The organism is Cytophaga sp. FL35 (assembly GCF_014349235.1).
GTDB lineage: Bacteria > Bacteroidota > Bacteroidia > Flavobacteriales > Flavobacteriaceae > Euzebyella.
This window is the reverse complement of the sequence record NZ_JACSOH010000044.1, coordinates 1-16,595: the sequence shown is the minus strand read 5'-3', so window position 1 is coordinate 16,595 and position 16,595 is coordinate 1. Positions and strand designations below refer to the sequence as shown.

13 protein-coding genes are annotated in these 16,595 nt (G+C 36.8%); 10 read left to right on the top strand and 3 right to left on the bottom strand.

Annotation, left to right across the window (positions count from 1 at the left end; translation table 11 throughout):
* Window positions 1-831: 831 nt before the first annotated feature.
* Window positions 832-1,275, top strand: coding sequence for a BLUF domain-containing protein (locus BIZ36_RS19980; protein ID WP_286175025.1), 444 nt, complete (start codon window positions 832-834; stop codon window positions 1,273-1,275).
* Window positions 1,276-1,367: 92 nt separating this feature from the next.
* Here the strand turns inward: BIZ36_RS19980 and BIZ36_RS19975 are convergent, their stop codons facing one another.
* On the bottom strand, window positions 1,368-2,141 hold the full coding sequence (locus BIZ36_RS19975) for an XRE family transcriptional regulator (protein ID WP_187459633.1): 774 nt from the start codon (window positions 2,139-2,141) through the stop codon (window positions 1,368-1,370).
* Window positions 2,142-2,197: 56 nt separating this feature from the next.
* On the opposite strand from BIZ36_RS19975, the gene dinB reads away from it, so the two are divergent.
* The 8 genes from dinB (at window position 2,198) to BIZ36_RS19935 (ending at window position 12,648) form a co-directional block, all read left to right on the top strand.
* Complete coding sequence (gene dinB, locus BIZ36_RS19970) at window positions 2,198-3,409, top strand: DNA polymerase IV (protein WP_187459632.1); 1,212 nt, start codon at window positions 2,198-2,200, stop codon at window positions 3,407-3,409.
* 3 nt (window positions 3,410-3,412) lie between these two features.
* Window positions 3,413-6,433, top strand: coding sequence for a DNA polymerase III subunit alpha (locus BIZ36_RS19965; protein ID WP_187459631.1), 3,021 nt, complete (start codon window positions 3,413-3,415; stop codon window positions 6,431-6,433).
* Window positions 6,434-6,462: 29 nt separating this feature from the next.
* A complete protein-coding gene (locus tag BIZ36_RS19960) occupies window positions 6,463-7,242 on the top strand; it encodes an SOS response-associated peptidase (RefSeq protein ID WP_121848570.1) in 780 nt (259 codons plus the stop codon).
* A 352-nt stretch (window positions 7,243-7,594) separates the two neighbouring features.
* Window positions 7,595-8,032, top strand: coding sequence for a response regulator (locus BIZ36_RS19955; RefSeq protein ID WP_187459630.1), 438 nt, complete (start codon window positions 7,595-7,597; stop codon window positions 8,030-8,032).
* A 119-nt stretch (window positions 8,033-8,151) separates the two neighbouring features.
* Window positions 8,152-10,554, top strand: coding sequence for a PAS domain-containing protein (locus BIZ36_RS19950; protein ID WP_187459629.1), 2,403 nt, complete (start codon window positions 8,152-8,154; stop codon window positions 10,552-10,554).
* Window positions 10,555-10,693: 139 nt separating this feature from the next.
* Window positions 10,694-11,140 carry a response regulator gene (locus BIZ36_RS19945; RefSeq protein WP_121848573.1) on the top strand — a complete coding sequence of 149 codons (447 nt, stop codon included), beginning with the start codon at window positions 10,694-10,696 and terminating at the stop codon, window positions 11,138-11,140.
* 240 nt (window positions 11,141-11,380) lie between these two features.
* A complete protein-coding gene (locus tag BIZ36_RS19940; RefSeq protein WP_187459628.1) occupies window positions 11,381-12,418 on the top strand; it encodes an AI-2E family transporter in 1,038 nt (345 codons plus the stop codon).
* A 74-nt stretch (window positions 12,419-12,492) separates the two neighbouring features.
* Window positions 12,493-12,648 (top strand): lmo0937 family membrane protein, encoded by a 156-nt coding sequence (locus BIZ36_RS19935; RefSeq protein WP_121848575.1) that lies wholly within the window; start codon window positions 12,493-12,495, stop codon window positions 12,646-12,648.
* 620 nt (window positions 12,649-13,268) lie between these two features.
* Here the strand turns inward: BIZ36_RS19935 and BIZ36_RS19930 are convergent.
* Window positions 13,269-14,132: a diacylglycerol/lipid kinase family protein gene (locus BIZ36_RS19930; protein ID WP_187459627.1), complete on the bottom strand. Its 864-nt coding sequence runs from the start codon at window positions 14,130-14,132 to the stop codon at window positions 13,269-13,271.
* A gap of 63 nt (window positions 14,133-14,195) precedes the next feature.
* Here BIZ36_RS19930 and BIZ36_RS19925 point away from each other — a divergent pair, with 63 nt between their 5' ends.
* Window positions 14,196-15,173 (top strand): App1 family protein phosphatidate phosphatase, encoded by a 978-nt coding sequence (locus tag BIZ36_RS19925; RefSeq protein ID WP_187459626.1) that lies wholly within the window; start codon window positions 14,196-14,198, stop codon window positions 15,171-15,173.
* 16 nt (window positions 15,174-15,189) lie between these two features.
* On the opposite strand, the gene BIZ36_RS19920 is transcribed toward BIZ36_RS19925, so the two are convergent.
* A complete protein-coding gene (locus tag BIZ36_RS19920) occupies window positions 15,190-16,041 on the bottom strand; it encodes a YihY/virulence factor BrkB family protein (RefSeq protein ID WP_222937488.1) in 852 nt (283 codons plus the stop codon).
* Between the last annotated feature and the right edge of the window lie 554 nt (window positions 16,042-16,595).

The following is a 16,595-nucleotide window of genomic DNA, read 5'->3' as shown; positions in this document are numbered from 1 at the left end:
TTATAGAGGTTGGATTAAAAGAAAGGATAATAATCATAAAATAATGCAGGTTAGGAGGCGTTTCATTATAACCTTTCTAGCATTTAGTGATTTAATTCTGTGCAGTTTTAAAGATTAGCTGGTTTAGGTATAAATTATCCCCACACAAAAGGTCAGGTCAATTCTGACCTTTTGAATTTAGTGGACATAAGTAATTATCTAAAAGAGTAGCATTTATTAGGTTTCGCTGGGGAGCTTGGACCTAATATGAGGATTTTATCTTTTAGCTGATTAATGGAAGGTCAGATTCATCTGGCCTTTTCTTATTTGAATTCAGCACCTCATTTTTTGAATAACTCTACGAAAATCATACTTTAACTTTGGCTTGCAATAATACTTCTAAAGTATTTTTTACATTTATGAAAAAATCGGATAACCCCCTCGATATGCTAAGGATTATTCTTGCAAGATCTCTTTCATATGGCATTCAGCTGAAAATTTATGTGTAGATGAAGAAGAAAGGCATCCACCGAAAAAAAAAGAAAAAAATAGAACCCAATGTTTCTCTAGGGTTATTAGGTACCCTGGATGCCATTCTTAAATTAGGGAATGCTAATTATAAAAAACAGTCAAAAAAAAAGTAGCATTTTGGAAGTTTTTTTCCTTGACTGAAAAGATTATATTGAAGCGCCGGGAATGCCATATTTAGTGCTATCCTCTGATATTTTCTGAAGTATAAAATCTTCTTATAGCAAATTCAAATAATTTAATGCTTGAAGTATGCTGCAATTTTATTCATGTGTGGCTACTCTTATAAATATAGGTAGGTAATTTTAGCCCAAATTCTGCTACATGTTTACACTTACTTATGAGTCTCAGGCTAATCCCACTATTACAAATGTGGATATTGAAAACATTTTAAAGACTGCGAGAGAGTTCAATTCGGAAAATGGAATTACTGGCTGCCTCATGTATTATTCCCAAAGGTTTATACAGATATTGGAAGGTCCTGAAGATAAGGTAAAAGGACTCTTCGAGAATATCAAAAAGGATTCTCGGCATACTAAAGTTAGCTTATTCAGTAAGGATGATATTAATGAACGAAACTTCCCTGATTGGGGTATGGCCTATTATCCTATTGATGAGGATAAAATGGGACTTCCTGAATTTGAACAGTTCAAGAGAAATTTATTGCTTTTAGCTGATTTAAGTAAACCGACGAACGTTACCGCTATTCTATTTTGGAAAAAGATGAAATTTTTATTATCACTTCCTCCTTCCAAAATAAATATTTAAGATGGAGGATTGCACTTGACTGTCGAAGTTGATGTATATTTATTTTTACGTCAGAATAGCCAATCTTACCAACCAATTATATCAGCGAACTGTTATCCTATTAGCCTCCTTAAGGCTTCCAGTTCAACGCCTAAGCTATTGAACAGTTGGACAATGCTACTTAGTTTTAGTTCTTCTGCTGAATATTCCTGTGTGTTGATACTACAAGTGAATTCCCATAGTTCCAAAACTTCGTCTATAGCTACTTCATAAGGTTCATAGGCACTGTTATCAGAGACTAATTGTAGTGTGTTGTTCATATGAATCCGGTTGTACACCCTTTTGTAAACCATTCCGTTATTGCGGGTAAGTAGGATATAGGTTTTGCCATCTACAATATCACTCCGGTTCTCCACAAATTTTCCTATAACAAAGGCACCATCTTTCATGGGTAACATAGAATCGCCCTTTATGGGAAAGGCCCTATGCTTGCCGGTGGGTAGAAAAGGAAGTTTAATTTTGGCCAATTGCTCAATGTATTCGGGATCATCATATCCTGCCAGGTAACCGGCGGAAGTTTTCACTGGTACAACCTCTATCAAATCTTCATTTTCGGAATCTACCATAATGGGAAACAATACCCTTTGATTGCCCAATTCGATAAATGAAAAATCCTTGGCCTTCGTCAAATCCTTTTTGATAAGAATGTCTACAGGAATCCGAAAGTAATCAGAAATCGAAATCAGTAAATCTAGATTGGGCTGAGAGCGACCCTCTTCCTTAGAGCCTAAATTTGATCGGGTAATGCCCAATTCTTCGGCCAACTGCTCCTGGGAAAGGCCTTTCAAATCTCTTAGATGGCGGATGTTCTTTGAAATGAAATTCATAATACTACAAATATAAGCAATAGTGACTACAAATTGTAGTTAATTTTGTCGGTCCTATGGAAAGCAATATTCTACATCTCGATTTAGATACTTTTTTTGTGTCCTGTGAAAGGCGAATGGACTCCAAACTCTTGAAGCGGCCTGTGTTAGTAGGTGGTACAGGCAATCGAGGTGTCGTCTCGGCCTGTAGTTATGAAACACGAAAGTTTGGGGTGCGGTCAGGCATGGCTATGAAATTGGCCAAGCAACTTTGTCCAGAGGCTTATGTTATCCGCGGAAATGCCAGTACGTATACCAAGTTTTCTCAAGAAGTCACCGATATCATAAAAGAACAGGTACCTCTATTTGAAAAGGCCAGTGTAGATGAGTTCTATGCCGATTTATCAGGAATGGATAAATTCTTTGGTTGTTATAAGTATGCAACAGAACTCCGGCATAGAATCATGAAGGAGACGGGTCTGCCTATTTCTTTTGGCTTATCCTCGAATAAAATCACCTCAAAAGTGGCTACCAACGAGGCGAAACCCAATAACCAAATGAAGATAGAATTTGGTTTGGAGAAGTCGTTCCTAGCCCCTCTTTCTGTTCATAAAATACCTTCCATAGGTAAAAAAACATTTCAGTCCCTTAAAAACATGGGTGTCTTTAAGGTGAAGACTATTCAGGATATGCCCGAGGAAATGATGATCAGCGCCTTTGGCAAAAATGGTCAGGTGATATGGCGTCGGGCCAATGGGATGGATAGACCCCCATTGATACAGTATCACGAACGAAAGTCCATATCAACGGAAAGAACCTTTTGGAATACAACGGACATGGTCAAGCTGCGAACGACTTTAACGGCCATGGCCGAGAATTTAGGCTTTGCCTTACGAAACGGGGATAAGTTGACCTCCTGTATTTCCATTAAGATTAGATACGCTGATTTCAATACCTATACCAAACAGGTTAAAATACCCTATACCAGTGCGGATCATATTCTGATTCCGAAAGTATTGGAGCTTTTTGAACAATTGTACCAAAGACGGTTGCTACTGCGCTTGGTGGGGGTGCGAATGAGCGATTTGGTTTCCGGTAACTACCAAATCAATCTTTTTGATGATACCGAGGAAATGCTCAACCTATACGGGGCAATGGACCATATCCGAAGAAGATTCGGAGAAAAGACTGTCATGAGAGCTTCCTCGATGGGAGCAAAGTCCATAGGTAGATTTTATAATGCCTTTAATGGTGAACCACCTATGGTTTTGGCACATAGAACGCAATAAGAGATGTACCTTAACTGTCATACATATTATTCCTTGCGCTTTGGAACCTTCTCCGAATTGGATCTGCTCCAGTTAGGGAAAGATTGTGGATTGAAGGAACTGGTATTGACCGATATCAATAACACCTCGGCTAGTCTAAATTTTATTCGAAAAGCGCCTGAGTTTGGTATCAGACCCATGGTCGGGATTGATTTTAGAAATGGGGCGAAACAATTGTATCTGGGCATAGCCAAAAACAATGATGGGTTTAGGGAACTTAATTCATTTTTATCCATTCACTCACATCAATCAAAGCCACTACCCGAAGTAGCCCCAGAATTCGATAACGTTTTTATCATCTACCCTTTTGAACAGTTGATGCTATTGCAAAAAACAACTTTTCGAACTTATGAATACATAGGCATATCCATTGAAAATCTGAGAAGACTACCTTTTTCTCCCTATCGCGAGGCCTTTGAAAAATGGGTGGTACAACAACCTGTGACATTTCGCAATAAGCGTGATTTCAACGCCCACCGTCTTCTTCGTGCCATTGATAATAATACCTTACTAAGCAAATTACAAACTACGGAGGAAGGACGACCCTCTGAACGGATGTTACCTTTAGAGGAGCTATCGAACACATACGCCCATATACCCGGTATTTGGGAAAATACACGGCGTCTATTATCGCAATGTTCTATAGACTTTCAGTTTGGAGCCAAAAGAGTGTCCCAAAACTTACAGGTTTTTGGAAAGTCAAAAGAAAGCGATTTTAATACCCTAAAGAACCTATGCCAAGAGGGCTTGCCTTCGCGTTACCCTGATGCCAATAATCAAGTAAGGGCACGGCTCCAAAGGGAGTTAAAGGTCATTCAGGAGATGGATTTTGTTTCCTATTTTTTAATCAATCACGATATCATTACCTATGCAAAAAATAAGGGCTATTTTCATGTTGGGCGGGGGAGTGGCGCCAATAGTATTGTAGCCTATATCATCGGCATTACCGATGTTGACCCCATTGAGTTGGACCTATATTTTGAACGATTCATTAACCCATTTAGGGCATCACCTCCTGACTTTGATATCGATTTTAGCTGGAAAGATCGTGATGATATCACTGACTATATATTCAAAAAACACCCTAATGCAGCTCTTTTGGCAACCTACAATACCTTTAAATATCGGGCTACCGTTAGGGAGTTGGGAAAAGTTTTCGGACTCCCCAAAAGTGATATCGATCAATTAAGTGATGGGAGTTTTAATAGGTCTAAAATGGAGGAAATACATCGCTTGGTATTAAAATATGGTTCGCTCATACAAGGCATGCCCAATCATTTAAGCGTTCATTCTGCAGGAATTCTTATTCTTGAGAGGCCTATACACTTTTATTCGGCCACCGATTTGCCCCCAAAAGGATTTCCTACCGTACAATTCGATATGATCATTGCTGAAGATGCTGGAATATTTAAGTTTGATATATTGGGACAACGAGGCCTAGCAAAAATTAAGGAGGCGATTGAAATCGTAAAGGAAAACCGGCCAGATTTACCTGAAATCGACATTTCTCAAATTGAGAAGTTTAAGAAAGACGATAATTTGAATAACCTGTTAGCGCAAGGTAAAGCTATTGGAGTCTATTATGTAGAGTCTCCGGCTATGCGAGGTTTGATGAAAAAACTAAAGGTAAGGGACTATTTGAGTTTGGTAGCGGCCAGTTCGGTCATCCGTCCTGGAGTTTCTTCCTCAGGGATGAAAACGGAGTTCATCCGCAGACATCGTGAACCCGAACGACGTAAAGAAGCGCATCCAATATTGGCTCAGATTATGCCTGAGACGTATGGTGTTATGGTCTATCAAGAAGATGTTCTGAAAGTAGCCCATGAATTTGCTGGTTTGGATCTTGGGGAGGCCGATGTATTGCGGAGGGGGATGAGCGGAAAGTTTCGTTCTAGGGAAGAATTTCAAGCGGTCGAGTTAAAATTCCGTTCCAATTGCTTGGAAAGAGGTTATTCAGAGGAAATCATCAATGAAGTTTGGGAGCAGATTTCGAGTTTTGCGGGTTATGCTTTTGCTAAAGGGCATTCGGCTAGTTATGCAGTAGAGAGCTATCAGAGTCTTTATCTTAAACATTATTTTCCATTGGAGTTTATGGTAGCCGTACTTAATAACGGCGGCGGTTTTTATAGTAGCGAACACTATATTCATGAGGCCCGAATGTGTGGGGGTATCATTCACGCCCCCTGTATCAATCACAGTGAACATGCCAATTGTATCAAGGGTAAGAATATTTATCTCGGTTTTGGGTATTTGAAAAATCTTGAAACTTTATTAGTTCAAAGACTGCTGACCGAACGTCAACTTTACGGTAGGTTCGAGTCCTTGGATGATTTTGTGGATCGTGTAACCGTGAGCTTAGAACAGCTAACTATTTTGGTACGTATTGGCGCATTTCGATTTACTGGAAAAAGTAAACCTGAATTGCTTTGGGAGGCTGCCTTTAAATTGAATGCGCTAGGTAAGCGCTCGGCCCATCCCCAATTATTCAGGCCTGACCATAGAAAATTTGTATTGCCGTCGTTTGATCAAGGATGGCTGGAGGATGCCTATGACGAAATGGAATTGTTGGGTTTTCCCTTGTGTGATTATTTCGATTTGATATCCGAGAAATTGCTTTCCAAAGCATTAGCGAAGGATATGGGGGGATTCTCAGGGAAGGAAATGTTACTTTATGGCAATGTGGTTAACACGCGATTTCATACGACTAGCCAAGGGAAAAGAATGCGTTTAAGCACCTTTATTGATCAAGAGGGAGACTATTTTGATGCTGTACATTTTCCAAGTGTGGTGGAAAAATATCAAATTCTAGGTAGGGGCATATATGCGTGTTATGGAAAAATTACGGAAGAATTTGGCCACTTCAGTATGGATGTCATATGGACTAAAAAATTGCATCTTAAACCGGATCCCCGAAGTTCGGATGAGCCCAAGTACGAAGACTTTTTTAAGCTTAAATCTGCTAAACGAAAGGAAATCAAAAGCTAATGATTATCTTGTAGTAAACAAATTAGGTTATGTGCTACGATGTTCGGGTCCATTTAGATACACAGCTCAAAAGGGCCAATAGAGAAGGTAATAAAGAAGTGCTCAAGGATATTAAGGAGCGAATAAAGGAGGTCGCCGATTTTCCTTATTACCATGTAACTGGTTTCAAGCATCCCAGATTATTGATATACACCAATGAAAATCCCTATGAACCGACCATTTCACAATGGGGGTTGGCACCTTACTGGGTCAAGAATAAAAAACAGTTGTATGGGGCGTGGAACAAAACTTTGAATGCCAGGGGTGAAACTATATTTGATTTAAAATCCTTTAAGTCTTCCGCCAAAAGTAGAAGGTGTCTTATTCCAATTGATGGGTTTTATGAACATAGGCATTTCAATAACAATACATACCCGCATTTCATTTTTAGAAAAGGTAGTCAACCCATGGTATTGGCAGGTCTTTGGCGTGAATGGACGGATGAAGAAAGTGGAGAGACCCAAAGTACCTTTACCATAGTAACGACCACGGCCAATGAAATGATGGAAAAAATCCACAATAATCCTGCGGCATCTGAAGAACCGCGAATGCCATTAATCTTACCCGATGAACTTCAAGATAAGTGGTTAGGTGAATACGACGAAGAATTGGCAGAAAAAGCGATAAGCGAGCTCATTGGACCTTACCCGGATGAAGAAATGGAAGCTTATACGGTGGACAGACTAAGAGGGAAGGCATATAAGGGTAATGTTGCTGAGATTACAAATAAGGTAGACTATCCTGAGCTCTCGCAGACTGAATTATTTTAACTAATTTTTGAATCTGAATAGATTTAGAAATATAATAGCTTCATCTCATTTTGTTAAAGTTTAAAAAAAGTTGATGCGTATCAAGCGCTATTCGGAAAAGAAATTCCCGCTTGATATTCTTAGTTCTGCTTGCATACATTCATTTCAACCCGGATGAATCTTAAGGTCTAGTTGCTAGAAAATTACCAGTTGCTTAACTAGTATTTGAGTAGTGGATTTTAGATTATTAAAAGTTTTAATCTAATATTTGATTTCTTCATCCTCTTGTGATAATGATATAAATGACTTTTTGCTTCTTTAAAGAAATTTATAAATTGTACAATCGTTTGACCATGCTATTCTTATATAATTAATGAGATATAAAATTTTCCTGATTGATGATGATGAAGATGATCGTGACCTTTTCGAGGATGCCATAAGTGAACTCCCATTCCAAACTGAAATTGATACATTCGCAAATGGTTTGGATTTATTCGAATATTTAGGGGCTGGTCATCCAATTCCGCATCTCATATTTATGGATTTCAACATGCCGGTTTTAAATGGTGCAGATTGTCTACTAAGAATTCGCAGCGAAAAGAGGTTGCTAGATATTCCTGTAATTGTTTATTCTACAATAATTGTGGACAGCATTGCCAAAAGGTTATCTGAATCCGGAGCAAATCAATATTTGCAAAAACCATCTTCATTTCAACAGCTAAAATCTATGTTGGAGTTATGCATAACAAATGTTTTAAATATAAATGGGAAAGGTCAGGGAAAATTAGAATTTGTATTTAGGGAAATGTGATGACACATACGGAACATGATATGCTCCCATCTTTTCTTCAAGGTGGGGGAGAAATGGCTACTCTAATAGCTGCCAAAGACTGGACTACTCATAAATTGGGGAAACCTGAAACTTGGCCTTTGTCTTTAAAGATTTCCTTAAGCAATATGCTTAAATCTGCATTTCCAAAATTTATATGGTGGGATAGTGATTTATACTGCTTCTATAATGATGCATATCGACCAAGTCTAGGTACAGAAGGTAAACATCCTTCAATTATCGGTGAAAAAGCCAAGAACGCCTGGCCGGAAATTTGGCATACTATAGAGCCAATGATTAGAGAGGTGCTATCTACCGGTAATCCCATTTTTAGAGAAAATCAATTGATTCCAATAAATCGAAATGGTAGAATAGAAAATGTCTATTGGACCTTTAGCTATAGTGCCTTAATGGGTGACGACGAAAAAATCAATGGTGTACTCGTCACTTGCTCCGAAACAACGAATGCTGTTCTTAACCTGAAAAGGTTAGAAGAGAGCGAAGATTTATTAAAATTTTCGGTTGATGCCGCTGAGCTTGGCACTTGGGATTATAACCCAAAAACCCATAAGTTTCAAGGGAATAAAAGGCTTAAGGATTGGTTTGGCATATCTAATAAGATGGAAATTGATTTGCCAATTGCCTTGAATGCTATTCTACCACAAGACAGGCAACGTGTCGAAAGTGAGATCCAGAGAGCTTTAAATGGAGAAAATGATGGAAAATATGATGTTGTATATTCAATAGAGAACAAGACCACCAAAGAAATTAAGATAGTTAGGGCCTTGGGTCGTTCCTGGTTTAATGAGGCAGGTGAAGCCTATCGATTCAATGGTATACTTCAAGATGTAACAGAACAAGAAAAAGCCGCTGAGCAACTTAGGTATGCCAATCTCCAAATTAAAACTGAAAAGGAAAGATTCGAAAATATAGTACGGAATGCTCCTACCGGGATAGCTATGTTTAAAGGGCCCCAATTGGTTGTGGAAATGGCTAATCCGACTTTCTTAAATTTTATAAATAAAAAACCCCATCAGTTAGTTGGAAAAAAACTTTACAGCTTATTTCCAGGTATTGAGGAGAGGGTAAGTCCACTTTTTAATGAATTATTTAAAAGTCGAGAATCGGTTCGCGGTAAGGAGTTTTTAATGCCAGTAAAAAGAAATGGTAAAATTGAACAGGCCTATTTCAATTTTATTTTACATCCAATAAATGGAGAATCCGATGATTTACTGGAAATAATGCTAATTACTAACGAGGTCACTGATTATGTAGTAGCTCAGAATGATTTAAAGGAAAAAGAAACACAGTTTAAAAATTTAGTATTACAATCTCCTGTGGCAAAAGCCATTTTTCGAGGTAGCGATTTACGAATCGAAATGGCCAATAATAAAATGCTTAGTCACTTTTGGGGTAAGGCATGGAAGGAAATTGCGGGAAAAAGATTAATTGATGTATTTCCAGAATTAGAGGGCCAGAAATATATTGAGATTTTAAAAGACGTTATAAGAACTGGTAAGTCGACCCGTGATTATAATTCACAAGCTATAGTAAATATAAATGGTCAGCAGAATACCTTTTACGTGAATTATGTATATCTGCCTTTGAGGGAAATCGATGGCTCGGTTTCCGGAGTTATGATAACCGTTACAGATGTATCTAACGAATACTATGCCAGGCAGAAATTAATTCATTTTTCAAAAGAATTAGAGAATCAGGTAGAACAACGAACTCATTTATTAAACAAGGCTAATGCAGATTTAGAAAAATCAATTAAGCAATTAGAGAAAGCAAATGATGAATTAGAATCATTTGCATATGTCTCTAGTCACGATCTACAGGAGCCTTTACGGAAAATTCAAATGTTCACCTCTCGAATCATGGAACGGGAGGGTGATAGTCTATCAGATAAAGGAAAGGGATATTTTCATAAAATTACAGAATCAGCCAAGCGAATGCGTTCGTTGATTGATGATTTGCTGGCCTTCTCCAGAGCCGATGACAATAGCTTCAAGTTTGAAGCCGTAGATTTAAATACTATTCTGAATCAAATTATTGAAGATAGATCCGAGTATATTGATATAAAAAAGGCCGAGGTAAAATACGACAGACTGCCGATAGTTATTGGGGTGCCATTTCAGTTACGGCAAGTTTTTGATAACCTTATCGGTAACTCCCTCAAGTTTTCTAAAGAAAATGAAATTCCCAAAATTCAAGTATCGTATTTTAAATGTAGTTCGAGAGAAATAAATAAACTGGAATTGAATAGAAATTTGAGCTACGCAAAAATTCAGGTCACCGATAATGGGATAGGTTTTCCATCTGGAATGGAAAATAAAATTTTTGAGGTTTTCCAAAGATCACATCACAAGACGAAGTATGGAGGTACCGGTATAGGGTTAGCCATTGTAAAAAAAATCGTTCTGGCTCATAATGGTGCGATTGTGGCCTCCAGTAAAGTTGGAAATGGAGCTTCTTTCACCCTTTATTTGCCTATGGAATAATGATTTTAATCAATTTGATATCATATGTTTGATTCATAAAAAGTTAGATGATTGTAGACAAATTTTATTTAGAACTATTTATCCGGATATTATAGCTATCTTGCAAGGCTATTAATAAGGTTAATCTTACTCCAGCGAAATGAATGCGAAACAAAGAATAATTTTGGTGGATGATGATCCGGATGACCGCGAATTATTTGCAGAGGCCTTCGATGCTCTGAAATTGCAGGCCGAGCTTCTTCTCTGTGAAGACGGTAGTGACTTCTTAAAAAAGCTTGACAGGTTGGACCAATCGGTGAGCACTTTGATTTTTCTGGATCTTAACATGCCTGTTATTTCTGGAATCGAAGTTTTGAAAAAACTACGTAACTCATTAGGTCTTGATAAGATTTTTGTCGCAATCTATTCCACCTCTACTTCTGAAGCGGATATTGAAAATGCCTATATGAATGGAGCTCACGGATATATTTCAAAGCCCTCAAGTTTTGGGAAGTTAACTGCGCTGTTAGGTAAGACCTTAAAAATCGCTACTAGTAATAGTTTTAAACCTCTTCCGAAGGACCGCTTCCTCTTGAACAATGACTGATTATCTTACCAACTGTATGTAAACTTTTTGAAAAAAGGGATATATCATATTATTGCGCACTGCAGATTGTGGTCTATAACTAATTTTGCATTTTTATTGCTAATATTATAACCAATGGTAGCAGAAAGATACTGTGAAATAGAATAGTGGGACAATTATATCTAATCCAATACTATTTAAAAATAAAAAGCACCTCTAATATTACTCCTTTATTTAATTTAGGCTGAATCTATTTCGGCCATGCCCATACTCGAAAGTTCCTATCTGAAACAGTTGTTCCTTCTTTCTCTCATTATTTTGGGAGGAATCTTGATAGGATGGCATCTGGTACCGTTCATGTCAGGTTGTTTAGCGGCGTTTGTGTTTTATATTCTTTTGGAAGAAAAAATGGAACCCCTTATTGAAATTGGCCTTCGTCCTAAACTGGCGGCAGGGGTTTTAACAATACTAACCACTTTGTCGATTATTATACCACCGATTTTTCTGTTTGGAATGTTGTGGACGCGAATGGATAAAGCCGTTAAGGGTATGGTACAGATTTCCTCGGCTCTTGATAAACTGGTATTTCTTATCCAGAAGTATGTCGATGAGGATTTCGAATGGCACCTAGGTCAAGACATGATTACTAATTTTTTTGAAAGTAGCTTTGAAGTGATTATGGCAAATCTATTGGTAACGTTAGTCGGTATGCTGCTGATGGTACTTACGCTATACTATTTATTATTGACCAAATCCGATGCCTCGGACTTTTTGGAAAAGTATCTTCCGTTTTCGGAAGCGGACATTAAAAGAGTGATGATTCCAGCACGTAAAAAGATTCGTTCGAATTTTTGGGCCATACCGATAACGGCATTGGCTCAAAGTATCGTAGCTTTTATCGGATTGATGTTTATAGGGGTGGGTGATGTATTTTTTTGGTCGGTAATTATAGGTTTTGCCTCTATTGTTCCTTTTATAGGTTCGTCATTGGGATTCGTACCGCTATTCCTACTCTTGCTCGGTTCGGGTAAAGAGATTTTGGCATGGACAACTCTTTCATACGGTCTATTGGTAATTTCAACGATTGATAATTTGATAAGAATACTTTTCTTAAAAAGTTATGACAATATACATCCCTTACAGACCCTAATTGGTGTTATTATCGGTATTCCCCTGCTGGGAATTGTAGGAGTAATTATTGGACCCATACTGATTAATACCTTGTTTATCATGTGGGAAATCTATCGAAAATCTTATTGGGTGACCAGTTGGGATAGAGAAAATCAAACAAGTCCGTAATTAAATTATTTGCGGCAACGCTTACTTAGATTGCTATTTACATTGCAAATCTAATCAATAAAACTTCTTAAATTATGAAAAGTGCTATCTGGACTATTATTGTCATATTGGTGATTGCATGGTTATTGGGCTTTACAATGTTTCCCGATGTTGGGGGTATAATCCATGCCATTTTGGTCATAGCCGTCATCCTGTTAATCTACAATTTGCTAACTGGAAGAAAGGTATAACATGCTAAAGCTGGGAATTCTGCGTAGAGTTCCCGGCAAATCTTTTCTTTCCACTTGAACTTTAATCGAATTCCACATTTATTATGAGTTTCCCCCAGAATATGCATGCCTCAAAATTATATAAACTGTTTATTGCGGTTATAATAGGATTTGAATTCATTCTTTTTACCGCTTCGATAATTAGATTCTGTTCGTAAGGGTGTATAGTAATTCTTTCTCAAACCTAGCAAAATTTAATAGAGTATCTTAAAGCTCATCTATAGGCAACCAATTAATTAAAATACCAATAGAAAATAATTCGGAAAGTCATGAGAAAAATGAAAGAGAGTAGCAGTAAAGCCAGTGAAAGTGCCCCAATGGAAACAAAACAACGAGATGACATTGGAGTTAGAAATCAGACTACGGAATCTACCAAATCGAGATTTCCACTCATCACCGTAATAGTTGTTTCTATAATCTTGATAATAATAATTGCCACTATATTATTTCCTTCATTCTCTAATTAATTAAACAACTTTTGGTTGATCCCTAGATTTCCTTCCCTTATTTTTCGAATGGAGCCTGTACAAAAAAAATCGGAAGTAAGTCCTTTCAACCGTTTTCTGAAATCAATTTACCAGCTAGGGTATGGCAATTTTAATTGCTCCAGGTTTCACACATGCATATATATTTGATGTTTGTCCAAAGTGCTCGCCATCTATTTGAAAATCAACCGGTCTCTCTGCCTTAATGGTGACCTCTTTGGTTTTTATAATTTCTACAAAATCAGAATTGAGTTTAACCTCACCACCTATAGTTTTTAAAATGTTGACAATATCTAGTTTTTTAAATATTATGATTTCTATTTCTCCATCATTTATTTTTCCTTCTGGATTTATTATTGTGCCGGTGCCAAATTTTTTACTGTTAGCAATTGCCACCATAATGGCTTTGAAATGGAGAGTTTTATTATTTGCAGAGACTGAGAATTTATATGGTGCCTTAGTTCGAAGTAAGGTTGGTATGGTATTTAAAAAATATCCAAAATGTCCTCGAATCTTATTTTGACTAAAGTTTGCAATTAATTCAGCATTAATTCCGATGTCACTTATATGTAATCCTATGCTATCTGCAATTTCTATGACGTCTACTGCCATTAAATTCTTTCCTAATGCCACTTGCAAAGCTTGTTCTAAAGATTTAGGAATGTCTAAATCGGTTGCTAATCCGTTTGCAGAACCCATAGGTAATATACCTATTTCCATCTTTTTTTTATATCCCGCTTCAGCAGCTAATTTAATTGTTCCATCACCACCTACGACCAGAAGCCGGTCAGGTCCAAATTGTTGAATCCTTAATTCCAGCAATCTAATATCTCCATCACCTGAGGTTGTAAATATGCATAATTCGACCTTTTGATGAAGTAAATGTTGAACTTGTTTAATTATGGGCAACTTGTCAATATTTCCAGATATTGGATTGACAATCATCAAAACTTTCTTCATGTGAATTTTTAGGTAGTAATTTTATTACCTACATTTAAATTTAAGCATAAATTATAGGCGAACATGGCCATTGTTTTGCAAACGTATAAAGGATATGCCAATGAGCAAGAAATAATAATATTTGGACATCTATACAGTCGGCCGGAAATTGGATATGATTTTCAGGGACGGAAGATTAGACATGCTGTCGAGATCTTTAAAATGTTTAAATTAAAGCCTTTTTCCAATCATTCCATTGTATTAAAACTCAATGGCATCGAGGTACAGACTAAAACCTTGAAGGATGGTTATTTCCGTTTTTCTATACCCTATTCTTATAATTTATCTGCCGGATGGCACTTGGCAGAATTACAGGCTGAAATAGAAGGAAAGATAATTACCGAGAAAGTAGAATTTATTAAACCTTATCCAGGAGAATACGGTCTAATTTCAGATATTGACGATACTTTTTTGATTTCCCATACGAGAAGCTTATTTAAAAAGATTTACGTCTTATTGACTCAAAATATTCATAGGCGGAAAATTTTTACGGATGTTTTACAACATTATCGAATTTTAAGCAATGCTGGAAGAAAGAAAAATATGGGATCTAATGCTTTTTTTTATGTTTCCAGTAGTGAATGGAACTTATATAATTTCATCAATGAATTTACCGACTTGAATGAGTTTCCAAAAGCCGTGTTTAAATTGAAAAAATTGAAAACGGGATTATTAGATTTTCTGCGAAGTGGAGGCGGTAACCATGATCATAAGTTTCATAAAATTAAGCACATTATTGAATTCTATCCTGAATTGCAGTTTATTTTAATTGGCGACGACACTCAACAGGATCCCTATATTTATGAACGCATAGTTAAATTGTTCCCTTTAAACATATCAATCGTTTACCTAAGGCAAACTGGGTTGAAACCTAAGGTTAATTCAGTTAAAGCTTTATCTAACATAGAAACGATGGGAGTCGAAACACTCTATTTTAAAGATAGTTCAATTGCCATTGAGCATAGTACTAAGCTTTTGGCTCAATTAAACCATGCGAAATGATGAATTTATTGATTGCTTAGGCCTTTTTACGGGCCAGAGGCATTGGCCTGATACCTTGCCCATAACGATTGGCATAAACGAAAGTAAATTTTGCTCCAAAGAGTAATATTAAACAGGAGTAAGAAACCCACAATAAAATAAGCACAATAGTTCCAGCAGCTCCATAAGTAGAGCCAGGATTTGCTTGTCCAAAATAATATCCGAGTATTAACTTACCAAGTAAGAATAGAATAGATGTGATGAAAGCTCCAATCCAAACAGTTTTCCATTCTACCTTAGCGTCTGGAAGAAATTTGAACATTAGTGCAAAGAGGAGACTTATAATTCCAAGCGAGAAAAGAATATCAAATAACTGTGCAAGAGTGAGCACCATATCTGGAAAACTCGACTTTATATAATCGTTGAGAGCCGACAATGCAGCTGTAGCAACAAAGCTAATTAATAAGAGAAATCCAATAACTAATATAAATGCAAAACTTCGAGCGCGATCAAAAACTAGTTTCCACCATTTTGCTTTAGGATCGGGTTCTACTTGCCAGATATCATTAAGTGAGATTTGCAGTTGGTAAAACATTCCAGTGGCCCCGAAAATTAAGGTACCTAATCCAATGATAGTTGATATAAAATTCCTTTTTTTATTTTCAGTTTCATCTAACATAACTTGAATAGCCTCGGCCGAATCCTTTCCCAATGCTTCGGAGAATTCACTAGTCAAAATGTCTTGTATAGATTCGGGACTTGTAAATGTTCCGACTAAATTAACAATTATTACTAAGAGCGCGGGTAATGAAAGAATAGCATAATAGGCAACAACGGCGCTTAACCGGAACGGATTATCATTGTTCCACGCAATATAGGTCTCCTTCAATAGGGAGGGAATATGCTTTACCTCAAATGTCGAATTTTCCTTTACCATGTTATATGTGCGCTCTACTTTGCCCTAGATAATCCCGATAAATTGCTGCCGTATTGAAGACATAAGTAGTAATCGCTAGTAGAATTTTGCTTGATAATTATTACTAATATTCTTTAGCATCTTTTAGATGGTATATTAATCTTCTAATTCATATGGAGTCTTTTCGTGTAGTAGAAACTTATTACTTAGGTTATTTGTGTTAGTACTTTCCAGGCTTGCTATATTCCATACCTGAGTATGTTCCAACCCACGATGTTTAGAATTCTCGATTTCCTTAATGGAACTTATATAACACGAGTATTTCGTCTTTTCTGAAGAGCTCCAATGTCATACAATTAACTTAAATAGCTGCCATAATCATCATCAATGTCTTCATTAGATTTATCTAAACTTAAAATTCTACCGCAGGCAAATAACAATTGTATAATTAGTTGGTCAAAATTAATAGAAACTTTAATCAATTAGTTATTTGTATCATAAATCGTAAAACCTATAATCAATATAAT

Coding starts and splice junctions, on each gene's coding strand:
- BIZ36_RS19925 (WP_187459626.1), top strand. CDS start 14,196: ATGGCCATTGTTTTGCAAACGTATAAAGGATATGCCAATGAGCAAGAA.
- dinB (WP_187459632.1), top strand. CDS start 2,198: ATGGAAAGCAATATTCTACATCTCGATTTAGATACTTTTTTTGTGTCC.
- BIZ36_RS19930 (WP_187459627.1), bottom strand. CDS start 14,132: ATGAAGAAAGTTTTGATGATTGTCAATCCAATATCTGGAAATATTGAC.
- BIZ36_RS19940 (WP_187459628.1), top strand. CDS start 11,381: ATGCCCATACTCGAAAGTTCCTATCTGAAACAGTTGTTCCTTCTTTCT.
- BIZ36_RS19975 (WP_187459633.1), bottom strand. CDS start 2,141: ATGAATTTCATTTCAAAGAACATCCGCCATCTAAGAGATTTGAAAGGC.
- BIZ36_RS19945 (WP_121848573.1), top strand. CDS start 10,694: ATGAATGCGAAACAAAGAATAATTTTGGTGGATGATGATCCGGATGAC.
- BIZ36_RS19955 (WP_187459630.1), top strand. CDS start 7,595: ATGAGATATAAAATTTTCCTGATTGATGATGATGAAGATGATCGTGAC.
- BIZ36_RS19980 (WP_286175025.1), top strand. CDS start 832: ATGTTTACACTTACTTATGAGTCTCAGGCTAATCCCACTATTACAAAT.
- BIZ36_RS19965 (WP_187459631.1), top strand. CDS start 3,413: ATGTACCTTAACTGTCATACATATTATTCCTTGCGCTTTGGAACCTTC.
- BIZ36_RS19960 (WP_121848570.1), top strand. CDS start 6,463: ATGTGCTACGATGTTCGGGTCCATTTAGATACACAGCTCAAAAGGGCC.
- BIZ36_RS19935 (WP_121848575.1), top strand. CDS start 12,493: ATGAAAAGTGCTATCTGGACTATTATTGTCATATTGGTGATTGCATGG.